The organism is Acutalibacter muris (assembly GCF_002201475.1).
Lineage (GTDB): Bacteria > Bacillota > Clostridia > Oscillospirales > Acutalibacteraceae > Acutalibacter > Acutalibacter muris.
In genome coordinates this window covers 1,815,731-1,840,690 of record NZ_CP021422.1, presented here as the reverse complement: position 1 = coordinate 1,840,690, position 24,960 = coordinate 1,815,731, and the positions used below count along the sequence as shown (strand labels likewise).

Annotated in this window: 21 protein-coding genes; 16 read left to right on the top strand and 5 right to left on the bottom strand. The window is 52.9% G+C overall.

Annotated features, from left to right (window positions below):
• Positions 1-4 precede the first annotated feature (4 nt).
• The 3 genes from asnB to ADH66_RS09280 all read right to left on the bottom strand — a co-directional run bounded on the left by asnB (position 5) and on the right by ADH66_RS09280 (position 3,210).
• Positions 5-1,858 (bottom strand): asparagine synthase (glutamine-hydrolyzing), encoded by a 1,854-nt coding sequence (asnB, locus tag ADH66_RS09290; RefSeq protein ID WP_066541442.1) that lies wholly within the window; start codon positions 1,856-1,858, stop codon positions 5-7.
• 93 nt (positions 1,859-1,951) lie between these two features.
• Positions 1,952-2,500: a DUF1836 domain-containing protein gene (locus tag ADH66_RS09285; RefSeq protein WP_066541444.1), complete on the bottom strand. Its 549-nt coding sequence runs from the start codon at positions 2,498-2,500 to the stop codon at positions 1,952-1,954.
• Between the two features lie 11 nt (positions 2,501-2,511).
• Complete coding sequence (locus tag ADH66_RS09280) at positions 2,512-3,210, bottom strand: HAD family hydrolase (RefSeq protein WP_066541445.1); 699 nt, start codon at positions 3,208-3,210, stop codon at positions 2,512-2,514.
• Positions 3,211-3,366: 156 nt separating this feature from the next.
• On the opposite strand from ADH66_RS09280, the gene ADH66_RS09275 reads away from it, so the two are divergent.
• The 10 genes from ADH66_RS09275 to ADH66_RS09230 all read left to right on the top strand — a co-directional run bounded on the left by ADH66_RS09275 (position 3,367) and on the right by ADH66_RS09230 (position 13,288).
• The gene (locus ADH66_RS09275; protein WP_066541447.1) at positions 3,367-3,702 is read left to right on the top strand and encodes a DUF6442 family protein; all 336 of its coding nucleotides are present in this window, start codon (positions 3,367-3,369) and stop codon (positions 3,700-3,702) included.
• A 12-nt stretch (positions 3,703-3,714) separates the two neighbouring features.
• On the top strand, positions 3,715-3,921 hold the full coding sequence (locus ADH66_RS09270) for a helix-turn-helix transcriptional regulator (protein ID WP_066541448.1): 207 nt from the start codon (positions 3,715-3,717) through the stop codon (positions 3,919-3,921).
• A gap of 95 nt (positions 3,922-4,016) precedes the next feature.
• Positions 4,017-4,526, top strand: a complete 510-nt coding sequence (locus ADH66_RS09265) for a helix-turn-helix domain-containing protein (protein ID WP_066541449.1) — start codon at positions 4,017-4,019, stop codon at positions 4,524-4,526.
• A 139-nt stretch (positions 4,527-4,665) separates the two neighbouring features.
• Entirely contained in the window at positions 4,666-7,047 is a 2,382-nt protein-coding gene (locus ADH66_RS09260) for an ATP-dependent helicase (protein ID WP_066541450.1), read from the top strand.
• 10 nt (positions 7,048-7,057) lie between these two features.
• Positions 7,058-7,741, top strand: a complete 684-nt coding sequence (locus ADH66_RS09255) for a carbon-nitrogen hydrolase family protein (RefSeq protein WP_066541453.1) — start codon at positions 7,058-7,060, stop codon at positions 7,739-7,741.
• 18 nt (positions 7,742-7,759) lie between these two features.
• Positions 7,760-8,218 carry a GNAT family N-acetyltransferase gene (locus tag ADH66_RS09250; protein WP_066541454.1) on the top strand — a complete coding sequence of 153 codons (459 nt, stop codon included), beginning with the start codon at positions 7,760-7,762 and terminating at the stop codon, positions 8,216-8,218.
• 21 nt (positions 8,219-8,239) lie between these two features.
• Entirely contained in the window at positions 8,240-9,961 is a 1,722-nt protein-coding gene (locus ADH66_RS09245; protein WP_066541459.1) for an ABC transporter ATP-binding protein, read from the top strand.
• Positions 9,958-11,706: an ABC transporter ATP-binding protein gene (locus ADH66_RS09240; protein WP_066541463.1), complete on the top strand. Its 1,749-nt coding sequence runs from the start codon at positions 9,958-9,960 to the stop codon at positions 11,704-11,706. Before ADH66_RS09245 ends, ADH66_RS09240 begins: the two co-directional genes overlap by 4 nt.
• A 148-nt stretch (positions 11,707-11,854) precedes the next feature.
• On the top strand, positions 11,855-12,724 hold the full coding sequence (locus ADH66_RS09235; RefSeq protein ID WP_066542055.1) for a dipicolinate synthase subunit DpsA: 870 nt from the start codon (positions 11,855-11,857) through the stop codon (positions 12,722-12,724).
• Complete coding sequence (locus ADH66_RS09230) at positions 12,725-13,288, top strand: dipicolinate synthase subunit B (RefSeq protein ID WP_257789565.1); 564 nt, start codon at positions 12,725-12,727, stop codon at positions 13,286-13,288.
• 52 nt (positions 13,289-13,340) lie between these two features.
• On the opposite strand, the gene ADH66_RS09225 is transcribed toward ADH66_RS09230, so the two are convergent.
• Positions 13,341-13,970 carry a CpXC domain-containing protein gene (locus tag ADH66_RS09225; protein WP_066541467.1) on the bottom strand — a complete coding sequence of 210 codons (630 nt, stop codon included), beginning with the start codon at positions 13,968-13,970 and terminating at the stop codon, positions 13,341-13,343.
• Between the two features lie 18 nt (positions 13,971-13,988).
• Complete coding sequence (locus ADH66_RS09220; RefSeq protein ID WP_066541468.1) at positions 13,989-14,606, bottom strand: hypothetical protein; 618 nt, start codon at positions 14,604-14,606, stop codon at positions 13,989-13,991.
• A gap of 364 nt (positions 14,607-14,970) precedes the next feature.
• On the opposite strand from ADH66_RS09220, the gene lepB (ADH66_RS09215) reads away from it, so the two are divergent.
• The 6 genes from lepB (ADH66_RS09215) to ADH66_RS09190 all read left to right on the top strand — a co-directional run bounded on the left by lepB (ADH66_RS09215) (position 14,971) and on the right by ADH66_RS09190 (position 24,945).
• The gene (gene lepB, locus ADH66_RS09215; RefSeq protein WP_084384576.1) at positions 14,971-15,615 is read left to right on the top strand and encodes a signal peptidase I; all 645 of its coding nucleotides are present in this window, start codon (positions 14,971-14,973) and stop codon (positions 15,613-15,615) included.
• An 83-nt stretch (positions 15,616-15,698) separates the two neighbouring features.
• Positions 15,699-20,624 (top strand): DUF7601 domain-containing protein, encoded by a 4,926-nt coding sequence (locus tag ADH66_RS09210; protein WP_066541469.1) that lies wholly within the window; start codon positions 15,699-15,701, stop codon positions 20,622-20,624.
• Between the two features lie 20 nt (positions 20,625-20,644).
• Positions 20,645-21,583: a hypothetical protein gene (locus ADH66_RS09205; RefSeq protein ID WP_066541470.1), complete on the top strand. Its 939-nt coding sequence runs from the start codon at positions 20,645-20,647 to the stop codon at positions 21,581-21,583.
• 15 nt (positions 21,584-21,598) lie between these two features.
• Positions 21,599-22,180, top strand: a complete 582-nt coding sequence (lepB, locus tag ADH66_RS09200; RefSeq protein WP_066541474.1) for a signal peptidase I — start codon at positions 21,599-21,601, stop codon at positions 22,178-22,180.
• Positions 22,181-22,229: 49 nt separating this feature from the next.
• On the top strand, positions 22,230-23,960 hold the full coding sequence (locus ADH66_RS09195) for a SpaA isopeptide-forming pilin-related protein (RefSeq protein WP_066541477.1): 1,731 nt from the start codon (positions 22,230-22,232) through the stop codon (positions 23,958-23,960).
• 115 nt (positions 23,961-24,075) lie between these two features.
• Positions 24,076-24,945: a class C sortase gene (locus ADH66_RS09190; protein ID WP_066541478.1), complete on the top strand. Its 870-nt coding sequence runs from the start codon at positions 24,076-24,078 to the stop codon at positions 24,943-24,945.
• Positions 24,946-24,960: the final 15 nt, after the last annotated feature.

Sequence of the window (24,960 nt, the reverse complement as noted above, 5' to 3'; positions counted from 1 at the left end):
AGCTTTAAAGGTCGATATAGATATTATAGTGCAGGAGCCAATAGTTTATCTGGATAAGGTATGCCAGCATCTGCGGTCCGGCCATCAGCTGGCCGAACCAGGGCTTTCCGTAGTCAAAGCTTTGGTTCAGCAGCGACTGGGCAGCTTCCTCCGACAGTATTTTGTGTATGGGCTGCATTTTGTCCCGCAGAATATAATGGAGCCTTTGCTTTAAGATCCGCTCATAACCTGGATTATGGGTCTTGGGGTAGGGGCTCTTTTTGCGCCGCAAAATCTCCTCGGGCAATAGTCCCGCTGCCGCGTCACGGAGCAACCCCTTGGGCTCACCTTTGGGGCATTTGAAGTCCCAGGGCACGTTAAAGACATACTGGGCTATGCGGTGGTCGCAGTAGGGAACCCGGACCTCCAGGCCGCTGTACATGCTGCACCTATCCTTGCGGTCAAGAAGAGTTGACATAAACCATTTAATATTTAGATAAGATATCTGTCGCATACGCCGCTGCTCCAGGGTTTCTCCCTCAAGTACCGGCACATCGGCAAGAGTCTCCGCAAGCCTTGAATTTACGTAATCCTCCATACCCAGCTGCTCCCTTATCTCGGGCTTTAGTAGGGACTGCCGGGTATCAAGGTTATTGCTCCAGGGGAAGTGGGTGCCATCGAACATCTCCCTGCGGTGGAACCATGGGTAGCCGCCGAATATCTCATCCGCGCACTCGCCGCACAGAGCTACCACATGCTTCTCCTTTACCTGCCGGCAGAAATGCAGCAGCGATCCGTCTATGTCTGACATACCGGGAAGGTCCTTGGCTATGACCCCCTCAAACAGCGAGTCGGCAAGCCGGTCGTTATCACAGAGCAGCGTGGTGTGATCGGTTCCAAGTATTTGGCTTACCCTTTGTGCCCAGGCCTGATCCCGATCGGGCTGGAAGGAGGAGGGGGTGAAGTATTCCTCGTTGCCCTCAAATTCAAAGGAGTAGGTGGAAAGGCTTTTACCTTGCTCCTTTAAAAGCTTCGCCGCTATGGCTGTCACAACGCTGGAATCCAGTCCGCCTGAGAGAAAGGTGCACAGGGGTACGTCCGCTATCATCTGGCGCTTTACGGTATCTACCAGCAGCTCCCGTACAGTCTGCACCGTGTCCTTATAGGTATCTGTATGGGGTGTGGCGGTCAAGTCGTAGTATTTGTCGTCACGCCAGCCCTCACGGTCAAAAACGGCAAAATGCCCGGGCCGAAGCTCGCTTATTCCCTCGAATACCCCGTGCCCTGGAGTGCGGGCGGGACCCAAGCCGAAGACCTCGCAGAGGCCCTCTCGGCCTATCACCGGGTTCACCCCCGGGAACTCAAAGAGCCCCTTTATCTCCGAGGCGAAGGCCAGCCGCTGATTTTTGAAGGTGTAGAACAAGGGCTTTACCCCGAAGCGGTCCCGGCAGAGGAAAGTGCGCTGCCTTATGCCGTCGTCTACAGCGAAAGCAAATATGCCGTTGAGCTTTTCAGGGCACTCCTCGCCATAGCAGAGGTAGGCGTTCAAAACCACCTCTGTGTCACAGTCGGTATAGAAGGTATAGCCCTGTCTTTCCAAATCAGCCCGCAACTCGGCAGCGTTATATATCTCGCCGTTATAGGCGATAGTGCACTCCTTCCCCTCGCATACGGCGGTCATAGGCTGCTGGCCGTTCTGGGGGTCTATGACCGACAGTCGCATATGAGCCAGCGCGCAGTGGGCGGAGACGTGGGCTCCATGTCCGTCGGGCCCCCGATGGGAAATTCTGCGGGCCATACGCCTGGCTAAAGCCATCCACAGATATTTTTCATCCAGTAAGCTGTCGTCATAGTCGGAAAATCCTGCAAATCCGCACATAAAACCAAACCCTTTCCAGTAAGTTAACATTCCCATTATATGCAAAGGTGTGTGCAGATTTCATCGTGAAATGACGAAAAAAACTACATAAGGCTACTGCTTTTTTGACTTGCCGTTTTCCTGAGTGCCGTCAGCACTTGCGATCTCATATAAAATCCTCTCAGCGGCAGCCCGCTTGGCGTTGGACTCCGCTGCCAGCCGCAGGGCTTCCCGCCGCAGGTCCGCTCCAGAACAGCAGCTTTGTTCCAGTTCACGGCAGGTCTCCCGCACCGCGCCCGTGTGCGCGTCAAGGAAAGCTTTATACAGCTCTGGGTCCATGGAACGGTCCTGAAGCAGAGTGCCGATGTCCTGTATTGCCAGTACCTGCTTTAACATACATATCACCGTCAAAGCGGCCATGTGCTCACGGCTGTACTTTTTCTTCTCCGGGTGGGGTAATACATTCTTTTTCACATAGTTGTTTATCATGGAGTTTGTAAGAAGCACATCGGCCTCATCCCGCTCGAAAAACCGCAGGCTGTCCCTAAGATATTGAAGTACCTGGTCTACGTACAGTGGGATGGCGGGCAGCTGTTCCCATTCTGGACAGGAGAGATTGTTCCCCTCCCGGGCCCACGCAAGTATCTTTTCATCAGCGCTCATGTTCACCCTCCTTACAGCAGCTTCAAAAGGCCTGATATCCTATCTATGCCGGGTATGCCCTCCACGGGCTCGATCCCAGGCATGGCCCGGATAAGCACAGGGTTTATCCCCGCCGCTTTGGCCCCCGCCAGATTGCGGGCGCTGTCGTCGATAAAGACGGTGCTCTCAGGAGGCAGGCCCATCTTTGAGAGCGCGTCCTCATACATGCGCCGGTCCGGCTTGAAGGTGCCCAGCTCAAAGCTGAAGGTGATGCAGTCAAAATATTTCGATATATCCAGGTATTCCAGCAACGGCACAATGGACGGCCAAGTGTCGGAGATTATGCCCAGCTTATACCTGCCGTAGACAGCCTTCAGCGTCTCGAGGCTGTCGTTGAACAGTCGGTAATTGTCCGCCTTGTTATATACCTTGTCATCGGTCACTGTGCGCAGGTCCTCGTCTGTAAGCCCCAGCTCCGGCAGGGCCGCCGATACTGCGCGGTAGTATTCATAGAACTGCGCGTACTCCTCATCGGTGCTGTGCAGCAGGTGGTTCTCGTCCAGCCTGCGGCTGGCTTCGGCCATGGCCGCCTGGACGGAGGGTTCGCTCAGTCTGTCCTTTGGGAAATACCTGTAGGCAAGCTCGGAGAACCTCCAGCTGCCCGAGGGCGGGTAGATAAGAGTGCCGCCCAGGTCGAAGAATATGCCCTTGATATTTTTCAGCTTTTCCATATAGTCAGCTCCTTTGCTTTTTCCAGTATTGTAAACCATATCACGGGTTTTGTCAAATGTTTCCCCGCAAAAAAGTCTTGACAAGTAAACTTGGCGGTGATATACTGGGCTTATACCAAGTAAACTTGGCAAAAACATACCGGGAGGCAGCATAATATGAACAGGGAAGAGATACTTGAAAAGAGCAGGAGGGAGAATAAGAACCAGGACGTTTACGAGCAGGAGGTGCTAAAGCAGTCCAACGAAGTGGCGGCGTTTGTCATGGTTTTACTTGCGGCGGTATTTTGGCTGGTGCAGATTTTTACGGACGGCAGCATAAACTACGGCCTCTGGGCCCTGGTCTTCGCTCAAAACATGACAACCCTCTGGGTGAAATACACAAAGCTTCGCCGTAGGCGCGAGCTGATATTTGCAATTATGTACACCGCGGCAGTAATTTTGGCCTCCGCGTGCCATATCCACAAGCTGATTACGGCCCCCTCCGCTGTGTAAGGTGGTGACAGTTTGGACGATAAGCTTGTACTGAAGAACCGCCTGAAAGAGGTTCGGGCTGAGCAGGGGCTCTCCCAGAGCCAATTAGCGGCGCTGGTGGGCGTGTCCAGAAACACCATCAGCTCCATCGAGACCGGACAGTTTAGCCCCACGGCGAAGCTTGCGCTGATACTTTGCATTGCCCTTGACAAAAAATTTGAGGAGCTTTTCTACTTTTGAGAGGGAAAAACCCAAATGTTAATGTCCGTTGCTTGCGGCAACGGGCGGCTTTGCGTATAATAGAGCCAAAAATTGAAGGAAAAGAGGTTTTATCTATGCTGAGCGAAAACATCAGAGCCATAAGGAAGTCAAAGGGACTCTCCCAGGAGGAGCTTGCCGTCAAGCTGAACGTGGTGCGGCAGACCATATCAAAATGGGAGCAGGGGCTATCGGTACCTGACTCGGATATGCTTATCGCCCTGTCGGAGGTTCTTGAGACGCCGGTGAGCACCCTGCTTGGAGAGAAGGTGGCCGAAGAAGAGGCCGACGGTTTGAAAACGCTTTGCGAGAAGCTGGAGGTCATAAACCTACAGCTGGCCAAGAGAAAGTCGGCGCGGAGAGAGGCGCTTTTTTGGCTGCTTGTCGCTGTGTGCGCGGCGGTGCTTATATGCTTCATTGTTCTGACGGCGCTGGGCAGCCAGTATCTGGACTGGGACTGGAGCGACCCGGAGCTCGCTATCGTCGGCACGGCATATCACGCTTTCGAGTGGGTATTCATTAGAATAGCGCCCCTACTGCTCATGGGCGCTGTGGCGGGCATTATACTGATAAAGAAAAAAGGTTAGCAGGAGTAGAAGGGAAAGGGACGGCCCTCATATGCGGGACTGTCCCTTTGCTTTTTTGAGCGTAAAAACGGTTGCCTTTCAGCCCGGCTTATGGTAAAATTTAAAAGATCAGTATTTATAAAGGAAAGGTAACGAGAAAATGAGCTGTGATAAAGAGGAAATACTAGAGCTTCGCCGCAGGGTGCTGAAAAAGGACTTCTCCCGCATGAACGACCGCCAGCAGCAGGCCGTTTTCCATACAGACGGCCCGGTGCTCATACTGGCCGGTGCGGGCAGTGGAAAGACTACGGTGCTTGTGAACCGCATAGCCAATCTGGTGCGCTATGGCAAGGCGTATGAGAGCACGTTTATACAACCGGAGTTTACTGAGACAGACGCGGATAGCTGCAAGAGCTATCTTAAGGGCGGGGAGATCTCGGAGGTCACCCGGGCGCGGCTCTCGGTGTCGGCCTGCCAGCCCTGGCGGATCATGGCCATCACCTTTACAAATAAAGCGGCGGGGGAGCTTAAGGAGCGCCTCTGCTCCATGCTTGGGGAGCCCGGACAGGATATTTGGGCATCTACCTTCCACTCTAGCTGTGCCAGGATGCTCCGCCGTGATGGGGAGCGGCTGGGGTACAGTTCCCACTTCACCATATACGACACCGACGACAGCCGCCGGCTCATGAAGGACGTTATGAGGGATCTGGAGATAAACGAGAAGACCCTCTCCCATAAATCCATACTCTCGGAAATTTCCCGGGCAAAGGACAGTCTGATATCCCCGGAGGAGTATGAATCCCAGGCAGGGGCGGACTTTCGCCTGAAGGTGATAGCTAGGGCCTATATGGCATATCAGCGGCGCTTAGCGGATTCGGACGCTATGGACTTTGATGATCTGCTGGTGAACACAGTGCGGCTCTTTGAGAAGTGCCCGGAGGTTTTGGAGTATTATCAGGACCGCTTTAAGTACATTATGGTGGACGAGTACCAGGACACGAACCATGCCCAGTACCGTTTTGTCGGCCTGCTGGCGGCAAAGCATAATAACCTCTGTGTGGTGGGCGATGACGACCAGAGCATCTATAAATTCCGAGGGGCTACTATTGAGAATATCATGAATTTCGAGCAGGATTTCCCCGGGGCCATGGTGGTGCGCCTTGAGCAGAACTACCGCTCCACCCAGAACATACTGGACGCGGCCAACGCCGTTATAGCCCACAATCTTGAGCGCAAGGGCAAGACCCTCTGGACCGCCGCCGGTGCCGGGGAAAAGCTGCGCCTGCACACGGCGGAGAACGAGCAGGACGAGGCCGACAGGGTGGCAAGGGTGATACTTGACGGCGTGGCCAAGGGCAGGAGGTTCTCGGATTACGCTATACTTTACCGCATGAACTCCCAGTCGCTGACCTTCGAGAGGATGTTTGCAAAGTCCGGCGTGCCCCACAGAATAATCGGCGGCACCCGCTTCTTTGACCGCAAGGAGGTTCGGGACATGATAGCATATCTCAGCGTGATAAATAACCCCGGCGACGAAATAAGGCTTCGGCGCATACTGAACACCCCCAAGCGGGGCATAGGGGACAAGACCGTCGACACAGCTTCCCAGATAGGCCAGCAGGTGGGGGAGAGTATGTTCCAGGTCATAAGCCACCCGGAGGAGTATCCGGCCATAACGAAGGCCGCCGCCAAAAAGCTCTCCGACTTCTCACGGATGATGCGGGAACTGATAGATAAAAGTGAAGAGGGTATGGCTCCCAGTGAGCTGTATGCCGAGCTTTTGGAGCAGACAGGCTATCTCATGTTCCTGCGCGCGGAGGAGCCTGAGAAGGCCGAGGAGCGCATAGAGAACGTGCAGGAGCTCTCCACCATGCTCCAGCGCTATGAGCAGGAGAACGGTGAAGAGGCCAGCCTTTCGGGATTCTTGGAGGAGGTGGCGTTGTTTACGGACATTGACAACTACGACGCAGAAGCGGATTCTGCGGTGCTCATGACCATACACTCAGCAAAGGGCCTGGAGTTCCCGGTGGTGTTTTTACCCGGCTGGGAGGAGGGAGTATTTCCCGGAAACTCGGTGCTGTACGACCCTTCGGAGGTGGAGGAGGAGCGCAGGCTTGCGTATGTTGCCATCACCAGGGCCCGGGAGGAGCTATATATCTATAATGCCGAGAGCCGCATGATATTCGGCTCCACCAGTCACAATAGGATATCTCGCTTTGCGGACGAGATACCGGGGGAGCTTGTAGAGCGCAGCCGCTCAAGGGAATACGCCTATAGGCCGGAAAGCATAACTTTCGGCAGCGCACTAAGCGGCGGGGAGGGGACGGCCCCCAAGGCCAAGACAACATATAGGCCGCCAATCCATAAACCCGCTCCCGCCGGTACATATAAAGTGGGGGACAGCGTGCAGCATAAGACCTTTGGCACTGGGCTGATTCTCAGCGCCACGCCCATGGCGAATGATACTCTTTTGGAGATAGCCTTTGACAAGGCTGGTACGAAAAAGCTGATGGCAAACTTCGCAAGGCTGACTAAGCTGTAAGGAGGAAAATATGAGAGTATGTTTGATGGTGCCGGAGCGCTTTGCTGCAGAAAAGGAGCTGCCAAGGCTTCTGGGTGAGCCGGCCGATTTAACTGTATTCCCAGAGGGTTTCCTTCGCTCAAAGGAGGACCTGACGCTGGCCTTGGGGCTGACCGCAGAAAGACCGGGCACTGTGCTTGCGGGGTACAGGGAGGGAAACCTTGAGAAGGCTGTTGTGATAGAAAGCGGTAAGGCCATAGATGAGTACACAAAGTGCATACTGACGGCTACAGAACGGGAGAAGAAGCGGCCGGGGAATATTATTCGCTGTCTGAACAGCAGTCTTGGAAAGCTGGCCGTGCCCATCTGCTATGAGGTGCATTTCCCCGAGGTCTGCCGGGTGATGGCCCTTGAGTGTCCAGCGCTGATGGTGAACATTATAGGCACCGGCATGTATCACCGTTTGCAATATGACCAGTGGCGAAGCCTTGCTAAGGCAAGAGCTATCGAGAACGAACTGCCTGTGGTGGGCTGCTGCCATTTCTGCGGAGAAATACCACTGGCTTTCGCTTTTGACGCAAGCGGCAGGGAGCTTCTTGAAATTGAAGGGAAGTACGGTGCCTTTACAATCGAGGTGGAAACAGGCGGCGAAAAGCCTGTCGGCTATACAGCTGATAGAAGGCCGGAGTTGTTCACGACACTTTCTATGGAATAAGGGAGGCAGCGGGAGAACATGATAATAGAGGTAACAGAAAAGGATAAAAGAGAGCGTGTCTGTCGTGAGATACTGAGATCTCTGCCGGACTGGTTTGGGAACCGGGAATCTGTAGAGGAATATGCCCTGGGCTGCCGGGAACTGCCGGTGTGGGCGGACACAGATTCCGACAAGGCTAGAGGCTTTACAGCGTTTAGGCCCACCAGCGGCTGTGCCGGGGAGATATATGTGATGGGCGTATCAAGAGAGCATCACCGTAAAGGGCTGGGCCGGGAGCTGTTTTGGGCACTGTATAGGTACGCTAAAGACGAAGGCTTTAAGTTCCTTACAGTGAAGACAGTACAGATGGGCTGTTATCCTGACTATGACAGGACAAATCTGTTTTATCAGAGCCTAGGCTTTCAGGAGCTGGAGACTTTCCCAACACTCTGGGACGAGCAGAATCCCTGCCAAGTCTACATTATGGAGGTTAAATAAACTGGAAGGAGGAAGCAACTGATGAAAAAGCTATTGATTTACATGAAGGGCTTCCGCAAGGAGTGTGTGCTGGGCCCCCTGTTCAAGCTGTTGGAGGCCTCCTTCGAGCTGCTTGTGCCACTGGTGATGGCGGCGGTAATAGACACCGGTATAGGAAACAGGGACAGGGATTATATTATACGTATGTGCGCGGTGCTGGTGGGCCTGGGCGTGGTGGGGCTCGCCTGCTCGCTGACGGCGCAGTATTTCGCGGCAAAGGCCTCGGTGGGCTTTGCCGCGAGGCTGCGGGCGGCGCTGTTTGAGAGGATACAGGGGCTGAGCTTCTCGGACATGGACGTACAGGGACCATCGACCCTGATCACCCGCATGACAAGTGATGTAAACCAAGTGCAGAACGGAATGAACCTGACCCTGCGGTTGCTGCTGCGTTCACCGTTTGTGGTGCTTGGAGCCATGGTGATGGCTTTTACCATCGACTGGAGGGCGGCGCTTATCTTCGCAGCAGTGATACCCCTATTGTCTGTGGTGGTTTTTGGGGTAATGCTGTGGACCATGCCACGCTATAAGCAGGTACAGTCCGGGCTTGACAAGGTGCTGAGCGCTACCAGGGAGAACCTGACTGGTGTGCGTGTGGTCAGAGCCTTTGGCAGGGAGGAGTCCGAGACGGAGGACTTTGAACGGGAAAACAACGCGCTGACCCACTTACAGGTGTTCGTGGGCAGGGTATCGGCATTGATGAACCCCATGACCTATATACTCATAAACCTCGGGGCCATGGCGCTAATCTGGGTGGGAGCTATACGCGTTGATACCGCCATTATTACTCAGGGCGCGGTGGTGGCGCTGCTGAACTATATGTCGCAGATACTGGTGGAACTGGTGAAGCTCGCAAACCTTATCATAAATATTTCAAAGGCTCTGGCCTGTGCCAACCGTATTTCAGGTATACTGGACATAAAGCCCAGCTTGACTGGACCATTGGACGGGCAAAAAGCCGGGAACGCAGGAGTATCCTTTCATAATGTTGAACTTACCTATAAGGGAGCCGGCGGACCCTCCCTTTCGGGTGTCAACTTTGAGATAAAAGCGGGTGAAACCGTGGGTATTATCGGCGGCACGGGCAGCGGCAAGTCGTCCCTTGTAAGCCTGATACCCCGCTTCTACGACGTTACCGGCGGAAGGGTCTCTGTGGGAGGCCTGGACGTGCGGGACTGGGACCTTGAGGCCCTTCGGAGCCGGGTGGGGGTGGTGCCCCAGAAGGCCGTGCTCTTTACAGGCACCCTCCGGGACAACCTGCTCTGGGGCAACGAGGACGCCACGGACAATGACCTCTGGCAGGCCCTTGAGACCGCCCAGGCCAGTGAGTTCGTATCGGCGAAGCCAAAGGGCCTGGACGAGCCCGTGGAGCAGGGGGGCAGAAACTTCTCTGGGGGCCAGCGACAGCGGTTGACCATAGCCCGGGCGCTGGTGCGAAAGCCAGATATCCTTATACTGGATGACAGCGCCAGCGCTCTTGATTTTGCCACGGATCTGAAGCTGAGACAGGCCATAAGCAGTCTCCCCAATAAGCCCACCATATTCATCGTCTCCCAGCGGGCCTCCTCTATTCAGCACGCTGACACTATCGTTGTGCTGGACAATGGCCAGGCCGTGGGTATTGGCACACATCAGGAGCTGCTATTGGGCTGCGAGCTGTACCGCGAGATATATGAATCCCAATTTGACAGGGGGGACAGAAAGTGAATAAAAGGGCTAAGAAGGGGACGCTAAAAAAGGTGCTGCGGTACATCAGACGGTACAGCTTTTTTGTGGGACTCTCGGTGCTGCTGGCGGCGGCGTCAGTGGCGGCGACTCTGTATATCCCCATACTCACCGGCGATGCGGTGGATCATATCATAGGTCCTGGTAATGTGGATTTTGCCGCCATTTTCTCCATACTAGTGCGGATAGGAATTATAATAGGCTTAGCGGCTTTGGCTCAGTGGGTCATGAGCCTGATAAACAACCGCATTACCTATAGGGTAGTGCGGGACATAAGGAACGAAGCCTTTAGAAAGCTCCAGAAGCTCCCACTAAGCTATATCGACTCCCACCCGGCCGGTGAGGTGGTCAGTCGGGTAATAGCTGACGTGGACCAGTTTGCGGACGGTCTTTTGATGGGCTTTACCCAGCTTTTTACAGGGGTCATTACCATTCTCGGCACCCTGGGCTTTATGTTCTCCGTGAATATCACCATTACCCTGGTGGTGCTGCTTGTCACGCCGGTATCCCTTGTAGTGGCGGCATTTATCGCCAAAAGCACCTATAATATGTTCCGGCTCCAGTCACAGGTGCGCGGTGAGCAGACCGGCTTTGTAGAGGAGACCGTGGGCAACGGGAAGGTGGTCCAGGCCTTTGGACAGGAGCGCAGGACTATGGACCGCTTTAACGAGATAAATGAACGGCTTAGAGCATGTTCACTGAGAGCAATCTTCTTTTCTTCCATTACCAACCCGAGCACGCGCTTTGTGAACTCACTGGTGTACACCGGCGTTGGCATTGTGGGGGCGCTGTCCGTTGTAGGCGGCGGGCTCAGCGTAGGACAGCTCACATGCTTTCTCAGCTACGCAAATCAGTACACAAAGCCCTTCAACGAAATATCCGGCGTAGTAACGGAATTGCAGAACGCTCTGGCCTGCGCCGCCCGGGTCTTTGGGCTTATCGAGCAGGAACCCCAAGTGCCTGACGTGCCGCACGCTTTGGAGCTGGCGGACGCAAGCGGCGCTGTGCGGATAGATGACGTCTTTTTCTCCTATAAGCCCGGCCAACGTCTTATTGAGGATTTTTCACTTGATGTGAAGCCCGGCCAGCGGGTGGCCCTGGTAGGCCCTACCGGCTGCGGAAAGACCACGGTGATAAACCTTCTTATGCGCTTTTACGATGTAACCTCCGGCAGCATAGGGGTAGACGGTACGGATATTAGAGATATCACCCGCAAAAGCCTTCGCAGAAACTATGGCATGGTGCTCCAGGATACGTGGCTGAAAAACGGCACAGTAAGAGAGAATATAGCCTATAGCTCTCCGAAAGCCACCCTTGAGGAGGTGGTGGAGGCCGCCAAAGCCGCACATGCGCACAGTTTTATAACGCGAATGCCCAGGGGCTATGATACGGTTATCGGCGAGGATTTAGGCGGGCTGAGCCAGGGGCAAAAGCAGCTTCTCTGCATCGCTAGGGTTATGCTCTCCCTGCCGCCAATGCTTATTCTGGACGAGGCCACCTCCTCCATCGACACCCGTACGGAGATACGCATACAAAAGGCCTTTGCAAAAATGATGAAGGGCCGGACCAGCTTTATAGTGGCCCACCGGCTCTCCACCATCAGGGACGCGGATGTGATACTTGTGATGAGAGACGGACATATTATTGAGCAGGGCAGCCACCATGAGCTTTTGGAGCAGGGCGGCTTCTATGCGGAGCTCTATAACAGCCAGTTTGCAGCCACATAAAATATATTGAAGCAGAGCAAAAGCCGTGGCACCCACTGCGGCTTTTGCTTTTGTCATTCACCGATTCGGCCTGTTTTCCATAATATGGAATATCCCGGAGAAGGGGGCGGGCAAGCCCCTCTGGGCAGAATTTGTTGGGAGCGAGGATATGGCTAAGAATACTTTTGGCATAATCGGAGGGGACGAGCGGCAGATATATCTTGCGCGCTCCATGCAGGAGGACGGGTATGAGGTGTCGGTTTGCTGCCTGGAAAACGCCCGCAATACAATGGGACTTCGCCAAACTGGGATGCACAGCCTTGTGGAGCGCTGCAATGTTATTATATTGCCGCTGCCCGCCACTCGGGACGGATGTTATCTGAATACGCCGCTCTCTAATCTTGAGGTGCGGCTTGACGGCGATTTTGCCCGGTTATTCCTGAACAGCCGGGTATTCGGCGGTATGCTGCCGAGGCTGACCGCGACCTCGGACCTTTGGAGGGGTATTGATTCCCGGGACTATTACTCCCGAGAGGAGCTGGTTACCGGCAATGCCTATTTGACTGCCGAGGGAGCGATAGGGCTGGCGGTGCAGGAGTATGAAGGTGGATTAGGGGGTTCGCAGTGCCTTGTAACGGGCTATGGGCGCATAGGCAAGGCTCTGTGCGGAATGCTCAAGGGTATGGGAGCTAGGGTGTCGTGCAGCGCCAGGAGGGCCAGCGACCTGACCAGCATCAGGGCCACAGGCTGCCGGGCATTGAGCTATAGTGAGCTTGTGAATTCCTTCGACATCATATTTAACACTGTGCCCGCAAGGGTGCTGGACGCACAAATACTGGAAAGCCAGAGGACTGATACGCTGATTATTGAGCTGGCTTCTGCGCCCGGTGGCATTGACCTTGAGACAGCCGGCAGTCTGGGCCTGCGGGTGCTGGCCGCGCCGTCGCTTCCAGGGAGGATGTCGCCGAAGGCCTCAGGAGAGCTGATAAAGGAGACGGTTTATAATATGCTGAATGAAGACAGAAAGGAGATGGTCTGATTGCAAACGCTGGGTTTCGCCATGTGCGGCTCGTTCTGTACCATGGGAAATGCGATGGAGCAGTTGGCAGAGCTGCGGAAGAAGTATTTTGTTCTCCCAATTATGTCCCGTAACGTCTATGAGACAGATACCCGGTTTGGCAAAGCGGCGGATTTTATAAAGAAAGCGCAGGAGCTCACAGGGCAGAAGGTGCTGCACAGCATTGTTGAAGCCGAGCCCATTGGCCCGAAGCATCTGGTAGACGCCATGGTGGTATGCCCCTGTACGGGGAACACTCTGTCGAAGATGGCTTTAGGCATTACGGATACACCTGTGACTATGGCTGTAAAATCCACACTGCGCGTTGGTCTGCCGGTAATTATATGCCTTGCCAGCAACGACGCCATAGCGGCATCAGGGCAGAACGCCGCGCGGCTTATGAATACAAAAAACGTATATTTTGTGCCTCTGCGCCAAGATGACCCGATAAAGAAGCCGTTCTCATTGGTGGCCGATTTTACGCTTTTAGGTGAAACAGTTGAGCTTGCGCTGGCAGGCGAGCAGCTGCAACCCATATACCGCTAGACAAAAAGGCCCGGCAGGCTACGGAGCCCGCCGGGTTATTTTTGCGTTAAAGCTATGCGTTCTGGTACTCCTCGATAATACGCTTTGCAAGCCTTGCGTCTACCACGGAGAAGTCTTCCGGGTCAGAGTAGTTCAGCGTCCGCAGCACCTCCTGGGACTGGGCATACACCTCAATACGGGTAGAGTGATACACAGGTTCCGGTTTTCTGGGAAGGTAGATGGCGAACTCTAGCTTTTCCTCCTCTATCCTGCTAAAATAGGCGTGGAGCCGGACATTGTTATAGCTGCGCCGGATTATGGTGCACAGGGCGTTTTTAACCAGCTCCACGGCCACATCATCCAGCTTGCTGTCAAAAATCAGGATCTTTTCTTTCAGCTCGGCCAGGTTTTTCACCCGGCGCTTTACATAGGCTTTAAGCGGCGGGGTAGCCTCTACCGTGCTGCCGCTTCCACCAGGGGCCACACAGACCACAAAACCTGCTTCGTTGTCGATATAGACAAAGGGATAGGCCATGGCGGCAAAGTAGTTGCAGCGCTTACAGCGCCAGTCGAACAGTGTCTCCTCAAGGATACTCTGCTTCAAATCCTTGTGCTCCTTGGCGTTTATGCTGGCATAAAGCCTATATTTCTGTGATTCGCCGCACTGTGGGCAGACGATATCCTTTACGATTTCCGTTGACATTCCCTTATCCCTCCCGACCTAGCCTTCAAAGGGCAGTCCGTCATTCTCGTCGAGTTCGGCACCGGTGAACTCGGGTTCAGACAAAGTTTTAGGCTTGATTGCCGGCGCTTCAGCCGCGGCGGAGGAAACGGTCTTCTCCTGCATAGGGTCATAGTCAAAGCTTTCTATGCCGCATAAATCTATTTCCTCACTGTCCTCCTCAGGGTGATACACGGTGCCCCTTGTCACGGTGATCTCAAGGGGGCCGCGGCCAAAGTGGAACAGGGTGCTTTCTTTTTTAGGCTCGTTAATATACACGTTGGTGGGACCGTCCTCGCCGCCAATTATACCGATGCTAACGGCCTCCTGCTCCCGTACGGCTTCCTCAAGGGTTTTCAGAGTGCTGTCTATCATGGCGTTCAGATGGTCCAGTTTTTTACAGTGTTCCTCGGCCACCTGGGTTTCCTTGTCACGCAGAGCATTGTAGTAATAACGCCCCAAGGCCATGTACTCCTTCTCAGCGGCCTGCTCCTGGCAGCGGATAACGGTGCGCAGACGATTCAGCATAGCGGCATACCGGTTCTTCTGCTCAATTCCGGCAGCCAGTTTTTGGGCTTTAGCCTTCGCTAGTTTTGCGTAATCCTTCCAGTTTGCCATTTCCATACCTCCGTATTTTGAATCTCTGTTATATATAATTATACACTCCTAAGGCCCGTTAAGTCAACCTGGCAGCGCTATAAAGCCTAAATTTTTACATTCCAGGCAGAAAATCCTGCATTTCGTGCTGCTGGTATGCCACTCACTCTGAAACATGCTATATTATTGTTGTAGTACTGTGTTCCTCCCCAACAGCTTGCGGATCCATTGTGGTGCGTTCTTGGGGCGTACCCATAGTTTAGATTTTGGGTTTTATAGCGAGCATATAAATTATCTGATTGATGTGATTTTCCTAAAAAATAGCGTTACAACTGGAAGTTGGATAGGAAAACAAGTATAAGGCCAGATATAGGGGAGATGGACAATGAAAAAGGCTACGCGCCAGGAGGTCCTTGGCGTTGAGTTTCCCTCCGGCAACGCCGAGACAGGCGCAGAAAAGGCATTGAATGAAGGACCTACGATTGAACAGCTGGAACATGAGCTGAAGCTCGAACAAAAGAAACACTTTTGGACCATGGTGGTTCGGAACACGCTGTTTTTCCTATCTGTTGTGTCGGCTGCGGTGGTTATCCTTGTGGTATTCCTGTTTCCTGTAGTACAGCTTGAAGGTACGTCAATGACCCCTACACTGCAAAATGGCGACGTGATAGTTTCGGTAAGCGGCACTAAGATTGCCTCAGGAGATATTATAGCTTTTTATCACAACAATACCATTTTTGTAAAGAGGGTAGTTGCCGTGGGCGGAGACACAGTTAATATCGACGGCGACGGTGTGGTCTATGTAAACGATGTGCCGCTGGAGGAGCCTTATCTTGAAGAGAGGGCAAAAGGCAGCTGTGATGTGGCGCTGCCATATCAGGTGCCAATAGACCAATACTTCGTATTGGGAGACCACAGATCAGCCAGTATCGACAGCCGCCATGCCGCAGTAGGGTGCGTGGGAGCAGATATGGTGCTGGGCAGGGTAGCCTGCCGCATCTGGCCGCTGGACAGGATTGAGCTGTTCTGAGCGAAACATAATTATTTTGAGTATAAACTGATGGTATCAGGAATAACTAGCATGGATTTATGGTTTATGAAGGAGGCTGCAGTATGGAATCTCCAAATAGGCAGGCAGTTAAATTATTGCGCGAGCAGAGAAGGCGCAGGAAAAGGGTAGCGGTTTTTCTGGGCATGGCAAGTTTCGTGGTAATAGGCACGGTTATGGCCTTGCGTATGAGCGGCCGCGCGATGAACAGCCAGGTGCTCGATTGCGTGCTCTCTCACGACCTGCCACACCAGCATACTGAGGCGTGCTATTATACGCCACCGCAGGAGGGGGCGCAGAAGCTGTTGGTTTGCGGTATGGCGGACTTTGTGGTGCATAAGCACGACTCTGAAAGCTGCGTTGATAATATGGGGAACCTTATATGTATACTTCCTGAGATAGAGGAGCATATTCATACAGAGGAGTGCTATCAGGAGCAGCGTGTCCTTACCTGCACCCTACAGGAGGGGGAGGGAGGACATATACATTCGGACAGCTGCCAGGGGCCGGATTATTCTGCCGAGCCTGTTTGCGGTATTGAAGAAACATTGGGTCATACTCATGATGTCGGCTGCTACGACGAGGAGGAACAGTTGATTTGCGGACTGGAGCCGGGCAACGGACATACTCATGACGACAGCTGTTATCCGACAGTGCTAACCTGCGGTTTTGAGGAGGGCACCGGCGGACATATCCATTCAGAGGCCTGTTATACTATGGAGTCTACTGTTATATGCGGAAAGCGTGAAGTGCAGCTGCATACACATAATGAGGATTGTTATCTGCACACGGTGGATCAGCTTGACCAGGCCCAGATACAGGAACTGACCGAAAAGGGCGTTGATGTAGATACAGTTGCCTTCTCCAGCTTTGGAGAAGCTCCGGCAGAAGAGAACCGTGTGTGTGACCAGTGGGGAGCCCCCGTGCTGAAATGCGGGCAGCTCCAGGTCCTGGAGCATATACATGGCGACGGCTGCTATGCAGCTGTTGATACTGAGGGCAAGCTGGTGTCCCAACTCGGGAGCGGAAACGAGGAGGCGGATATGCCCGGGCAGCGGACCGCTGTGTACCAGGGAGCCAGTTTGCGCGTGACTGCTATTTATGACGGCGAAGATTTCCCCGAGAATACCAGGGTCAACATAGAACGGGTAGATGAAGAGGAGAGCCTGCCTGAGAAGCAGGAGCAGTTAAGCAAGGCGGTACCCGGAGATGAACTTCAGCTGAATGCGCTATTAAAGGTAACTGTATCCGGGGCTGACGGCGAGCCGGAGCTGTCTGAGCCTATCCGGCTTCTTGTGGAGCCCTCAGAGCAGGGAACTGTAATGGCTGCGGCGTGGTATAACAGCAGTGAAAGCCTTGATGAACAGAATATTTTTGTGCAAAGTGAAGATGCAAAATTTGAACTTCTGGAAATGGCTGAACAGGAAAGTGGTGGGTTTGCCACGGAAGTATATCCTGGGGCCCTGGTAGGTATAACTCAACAGCCGGCGGAGGAGCCGGGCAGTAATGAGAGCACAACGGATAGTATGGATACTACCGGCGATCAGAATGTCGGCAGCGTAGTGCTTAATATATCCCAGTCCTTTGAATATGAGGACGACGACTATAGGATGATTTTCAATGTCAAGGGTATCGCGCGGCCCAAAGCCGGAGCAGACCAGCCAGGCCATGACGAAATCCAGCCGGCAGAACCCAATGTAGTTGATATAGAGCCGGTAGAGCCAGCAGATGGTGATGCTTCGGTAGATGATGGAGTCCTGTCAAAGCCAGAAGCCACTTATGAAGAGGACGCTGTTTCTGATGATGGGATATACTTTATAGAACCGTCAGCAGAGGACAGCCAGCAGGAGAAAAGCGGAGTTGGGCCAGTGGCAACTGAAGAACCCACAGCCACCAAAGAGCCGGTTGATGTAATGGATCCCTCCTTAACTGAAAGCTCGGAGGCTGCACCAACTGCGGAACCCGTTATATGGAATACTGAGCCGGAGGCAGATAATATTACGATAGCGGGCGGCACACTACCGGCAAATGTGCTGGAGGATCAGGATAATCCTCTTGGGCTGATGGTTGAACGGAGGGACGAGGATTCGCAGGAGTATGGGTTATACGCGGACTATGCCGAGGGCGTGGATGATGATAATGGACTGCCCGGCCTAAAAGTTCTGTCCTATACTATGTACTATAAGGGCGTAGAACTGGATATCTCCGAGTGCACGGTGACCTTAGAGATCACTGCCAAGGAGAAGCTGATGGCGGCTGCTGCAGAGTTGAGTGAGAAACAGGAGTCTATGGCAGCGGAGGACGCAGAGCTTCCCAGCGTTGCTATGCTCACTATCGTACCTGTGGAGACAACATCGGAAGATAAGGCTGAAACTGGGTATGAAGATGACTACTCCATGCCTGCCACTGGCGCTATGCTCAGCCAGATTGACCTTGAGACAAAGCTGCTTGATATTGCCAATGAAAATGTCAGCGGCGACTCGCCGGTGATTGCTAATGGGGCGGCTGTGCTTGGTGACGGTACTGAACCGCAGACTGTCAAAACCGTGCTGCGCACCGCCGGCAAGAGCAGAAGCATTGATGACGGGGTTAATAAAGATCATTTTGGTGTGACGGCCAACACAAAGGACAATCCGAACTTTACGGTGCAGTATTATGCATGGCTGGATGTTGTAAATAAGCAAGGCACAGATTTGGCTGTTATCAATACGTCAGGAGGAGACCTTCCTAAAAATGGCGGCGGCAAGGATAAAAGTCCTAACGGCAATCAACTGATGGGACTGAATCTTAAAGATAATAAGATCGAGACAAACTCTGAATGGCGTGAGATTTTCACTGAAGTTTCTTCACTCTATATTCAGCGGCCAAACCTGAGATATTTTAAACCAGTAGGAACCGAGACATTTTATAACCTCAAGCAGATATGGGTTCTCAAAGAAGGCGGGAATGCTAATATTAAAGATGCGGACATCTCCGCTAATTGGGATGTTTACGGTTTAAGTAACCTTGGCAATGCTGAAGTTCCTGTAGATAACGTGGTAAGCGACTTCGATCTATGCCATTTCACAAATAAGCCCAATAGTGGTGACAGTGTTTCCGAAGCAGACAAGTATAAGCCGTTCCAAAAAGATGGAAACTGGTATTTCCCAATTAAAAAAGATACTGTTATCCGTCTGGTTTTTGAGCCGAGTTCTGGTGAAAACCCGGTTAAAGCGAATTTCTATGACTATGACATCACTGACGGAGCGGCAAAAGGCAAAAATGGAGGCACTGTCAATACTACAAATTATGGGATCAATAAATATAACGGCAGCGAAGAATATAACGCGAGTAGCTCTACGGATGCTAGATATGCATTTGGTAATGGAAATGCTGGGACAAATTACGGCGATGTAGTCTGGAATAGCTATACGCTGAACAAAGCAAATGGAAACAGTTATGGGAATTGTACTTTTCAAATAGCCACAGGAATTGCCGCTAACGGCAATGTTATCTTCAACGCTGGAATTGACGGGCCAAATCTTTTCGGCAGTGGCAGTCAAAGCGGGAGGACGGTATATGGAAATAGCGGTCTGAATTTTAAAAGACAGGGAGATACGTACACGCTTATTTCTGCCTCGGTTTACGACAATGAAGATAATTCGCTATCATCAAAAAGTGATTTGACTTCTTTTTCAGCCAGGTTTTATCATGGCTATACTCCGCAACCAGACCACACGCAAAAATGTAGTGATCCTAGATGTAGGGTGGTGGCTTCCAATAACTTTTGGCCCCTGGATAAAATTATGAATGACGATTTGCACTTTGGAGCGGATACAGCTAATCAAAAGTTTGATAACACCAATGGCAACGGCAAGACTGGACAACTACCTCCAAGTGATGATGCACAAGACCACAACAGCTACTTCGGTATGAATTTCAGTGTGATTTTTGACCTGACCACCGAATATAAAGGTCCGCTGGAGTACCTGTTTTTCGGCGACGACGATATGTGGGTGTTCCTCACTCAGGTGGATAAAGATGGAAACCCAATAACGGGTGCGGAAACCAAGCTTATCTGCGACATTGGCGGCGTGCACTCCTCAGTCGGCGAGTATGTAAACCTGTGGGACTATGTCGGCAAGGATAAAGGTACAATTTTTGAAAATAACCCGGATTATTTGACGACAGAGGACGACGAAAGCGAACATGGGATCGCACACTACAAGCTGGACTTCTTCTACACCGAGCGCGGTGCCTCCGGCTCTACGTGCTGGATGCAGTACACGTTGCCCTCAGTGCGCAGCGCTACGAGTACGCAGACAGAGGATGAGTTGCGCCGGCTGGAGATAAAAAAAGAGGTCACGAAAACTCCTGTCAGCGGCGAGTTCGGGACGGAGGATAAAACGGAGCAGTATGATGATTCGACCGACGAGTTCCTGTTCAAGCTTACACTGAAGAATAAAGATGGCACCAAACTAACAGACAACTATAGCTATTTTAAGTACAGTGACAGTCAAGAAGGCGGCGAAGAAGATGATGAGGATACGGACAATTTTGAAGCTATCCTTCTGGATCCTGACGTTGTAAGTGACGGAGCTTATTTCACCTTAAAGCATGGGCAGTATATTGTGATTGACCATCTGCCCGCAGAAACTCAGTTTACTATTACGGAATGTGGAGTATATGACGGTTACGATATAGGTACTGACGGAAAGTTACACTTTAAATTTAAGGAAGGCGAGTATGACTACGAAGTGGGCGCTACAATAAAGCAGGGAGATGGAGGCAATAAGCCGATGGGATCTACTTCGGAGGAAAATGGTAAAAAGGTTTTTTCGGGTGAAATAAAGGATAATGTCTCTGCCTCAGTAGTTTTCAACAACAATTTCAAAACCTACCAGCTGCCCAAAACCGGCGGCAGGGGCATATGGGGACTCACCGGCGCGGGAGCGCTGATGATCCTTGCCGTAGGCTGTCTGCTGGCGCGAAAGCATGGTAAGAAAGACTGAATGTAGAGGGGGGAGGACCATTGACCGACAAGGAACTTCACAAGTTAGGCCGCAGGGAGATGCTGCAGCTGATGCTGGCTCAGGGCCGGGATGCCGAAAAAGCAAAGCAGGAGCTGGCCGATACCCAGGAGAAGCTGCGCCAGCTTGAGGAAAGCTATGAACGGTTAAAGCGCCGGCTGGACGATAAGGATGCGCAAATACATAAACTGCGCTCCGCCTTACAGTCCGTGCAGGGGGGTGTAGGCGGGCCCCAGACCGCTGCGGCCCGGACCCTTCCTGTGCCCGACGATTATTACGCTCCGCCACAGGAGGCTTCAGTCTCACAGCAGACTGCGGCTTATCATCAAACTATGCCGCAAACGCCGCAGGAAACGGTAGTACAGCGGCCGCTCACTCCGTCTGTACAGCCGGAGCCTGCTCCGCCATCCCAGACGGCTCAGCCGCGAGTATCGGCCACCCCGCAGCCTGACCCGCCATATGGGGGCACGCCAAGACCTGAGCTGCCGCCCGCCCAAAGGCACACCCGCAGGGAGCAGGAGTATTACGACTACCTCTTCGGCCCGGTAGCAAACCAGGGCCATCAGGTCCAGCAGCAAAAGGAGCGGCAAAAGACTCAGCCGCCGCCGGCTAGGGCACCTTTGTCGGCTCCAGCCGAGCCAAGGGCCCAGCAGTGGACTGTGCCGCAGCAATATAATGTAAGGCCGCCGGCGCCGGGGGGATATTACAGTGCGCCCCAGCAGTACAGGCAGCCGGAACCCCAGCCGGCCTATCAATATGAGAAGGAGCCGCAGCCACAGGGCGCGCACTTCGCGCCTGAGCCGCGTTTTCCCCGGCAGGCGCAGGACGAGTTCATACCTGTGCCCGAAAAAGAGCCGGAAAAAGTACAGATGCTGAACGTGGTAGAAATAGTCAACGGCCTGCCTGTTTCCCGGAATCAGGTGCTTCGTCGGTCGCCCTAGGCAAGAGGGATATTGATGAAGAGCAAACAGGTGGATCTGCCAACTATTGAGCAGATTGAAGCCGAGCTGAAAAAAGAAAACCACAAGAAAGAGTACAACAGGGTGCTTAGGACCACCATATTCGTGTTGCTGGTGGTGACAGCCGCGGCGGTTATTGTGGCGGTGCTCATGTTCCCGGTGCTGGAGATAAAGGGCGACGCCATGAACGCGACTTTGCAAAACGGCGATTTCGTCGTCACCGGCAAGGCCGCCCAGTATGGCCGGGGGGATGTGATAGCTTTTTACTATAACAACACGCTCCTTGTCAAACGCATTATCGCTGTGGGCGGGGACGAGGTGGATATAGACGAGGAGGGCAATGTTACGGTGAACGGTCAGGCGCTCTCAGAGCCGTATGTGACCGGGAGGGCCCTTGGCGAGTGCAACGTGACGTTTCCCTACAGCGTACCGAAAGACGAGTTCTTTGTATTGGGTGACAACCGAAGCCAGTCCGTGGACAGCCGAAACACGGCACTGGGGCCGGTTACACAGGACCTTATCGTCGGCAAGCTGCTGTTCCGCGTGTGGCCGTTTACGGTCATAGGCGGGGTGGAGTGAGTCGGGCGGGGGCCCGATATAAAATTATATTTTGAAAGGATATGAGAGAATGAAAAACATCAAAAAGCTCTTGGCTCTGGTTTTGGCCTTAGCCATCTGCGCAGCATTCGCGTTGCCAGCGTTGGCTACTGCTGATGAAGCCGGCAAGCCCGCGAGTGAAGGGCCCTTTATCCTCACCATGAACACCCCTCAGAAGGGGCACACGTATGAAATTTACCAGTTGTTCAAGGGTAACCCGGCCCAGGACGGTGAAAACTGGATCCTTGCCAATGTTCAGTATGGTTCCTCAGGTTGGAAGATGGAGTCAAGTGAAAACACTGAAATGACTGCCGCAAAAGCTGCGGAGAAAATTTCAGAGTTTACCACCCAGGAACTGAATGAGTTTGTAGCGGGCTTGGATTATGAAAACATGACCGCAGTTGATGACTCTTTAAAAAATGCGGATGACGCTACAACTCCTCTTACCTGGGAGCTTGAAGGCGGCTACTATGTGATTAAGGATACCACAGAGCTTGCAGAAGGCTCTGAGGACGTTGTGTCTGGTATCATGGTGCGAGTTGTTGGCCCCACTGACGTTACGCCCAAGCCCACCAAGCCCACACCGGATAAGGACGTTGATAAAACTGACCCCATTGTTGTTGGCGGCCCATATGACTACAACGTAGGCGATATGATTCCCTATGTTCTTAAAGCAACCGTGCCGGTTAAAGACTTGGGCCAGTTTGTTAAGCCTGGTGACGACAAGGAAAAATCCACATATAATCTCACTTTCCGCGATTATATGGAGGAGGGACTGCTCTATTTGCCTTCTGAGGCTGATTTCCATGTATATTATACTGTCAATGACGAGCGCAATGAGATTGATAAAGCGTATTACAACATCAATAATAGCCCCGCAGCTACTGGTGAAAAGACCCCGACCTTTGAGGTATCCTTGGATCTTTTCAAAATTATTGGCACGGATACCAATAATTGGTCGCAGTTTATTGACGGTGACAATATCGTGATCGAAGTCACCTACAAGGCTCTGCTTGAAAAAGTGGAGCAGGTAGGAACAGGCGTTAAAAACGAAGTGACCCTTGTTTACCCCAACAATCCCTATGACGATGATCAGACCGGCTCCAGCGTGTCACCCCCGGTTGATGTTCCCGTATACTCCTTTACCCTTGAGGGTACCAAGGTTGATGGTGAAGATGGGACAAAGGTTTTGAGCGGAGCTGAGTTCCAGCTGAAGGACAGCGAGGGCAATGTCATCAAGTTTGTGGATGTCGACGGCCAGTTTATCCGTTGGAGTGACACTGCTTTCTCAGAGGAGAAGACTGAGGGCGAAGGTGAGAACGCTACCACTTACGTTTATAAAGTGGAGGGCGAGGACGAGAACGGCTCCCCCAAATACGTCATGGAGGGCGAGAACCCCAAGAAGTATACTGTGGTAGAAACTGTCACCTCCGACGAGAACGGCAAGTTTAATTTTGGTGGTCTGGCTGCTGGTACGTATACTCTGGTAGAGACCAAGGCCCCCGCTGGGTATAATAAGCTTGAAAAGGATATAACCGTTGAGGTGATCGCTAAAATTGATGAAGAAACCAAAAAAGTGACGTGGACTGTTGCTGTCAATAACGAGGAGCAGGAGGGCGCAGCCATTACTGTTGCCAACAACAAGGGTTCCACTCTCCCCAGCACCGGCGGCATGGGCACAACGATACTGTATATCGTTGGCGCGGTCCTGGTGGTCGGCGCGGGCGTGGTGCTGTTCACCAAGCGGCGCATGAGCAACTAAGCTTTTGAACTTTTCGGCATTGAACTATTAGCACGTTAGTCAGGAATTTTATACCCGCCGCTGTCCGGCGGCGGGTATCCCCTTCGGGGGGACATCATTAAGGAGAGCCTTGTTTATGGCAAAATGGCTAAAAAAGAATTTAACAAATATATTTTTGGCCGTCATTGTGCTGGCGGGGCTCTGCTTACTGCTGTACCCTTCCTTCTCCGACTGGTGGAACTCCATGCACCAGTCAAGGGCCATAGCGGCATATGTGGAGACTGTTGACGCCATGTCCCAGGAGGAGATCGACGAAATTCTGAACGCCGCCCGGGAGTATAACGAACGGCTGTGGCACAGACAGAACCGCTGGGTGCTCTCGGAGGAGGAGCAGGCCGAGTACGAGAGCTTGCTGGACGTGAGCGGAAACGGCATAATGGGCTATATCAATATCCCGGTGATAGGGGTGAACCTGCCCATCTATCACGGCACGGAGGAGTCGGTGCTGCAGGTGGCCACCGGGCACCTCTCCGCAACGTCGCTGCCCGTGGGGGGACCGGGGACCCACGCGGCCATCTCCGGCCATAGGGGGCTGCCCTCGGCAAGGCTCTTTACGGACCTGGACCAGCTTAAGGTGGGCGACATCTTTACTGTTTCCGTCCTCAACGAGGTTTATACCTATCAGATAGAGCAGATAGTCACGGTGGTGCCCGAGGACACCTCCCAGATGAACCTATATCAGGGCGAGGACCTGTGTACGCTTCAGACCTGCACGCCCTATGGGGTGAACAGCCATAGGCTACTGCTGCGGGGGCGGCGCATAGAGGACGTGGACGGCGCGCTGATGGCGGCGTCAGAGGCTATAAGAGTGCCGAACTATATAGTGATACCGGCGGTGGGCATACCGATACTGTTCCTCTTGCTGGTGGTGGCGCTGATATATTTCCGCCGCCGCAAGCCCAAAATAACGCCGGAGGACCTTAAGGACCTGCTAAAAAGGAAGTAAGCTTTAGATTCAAGG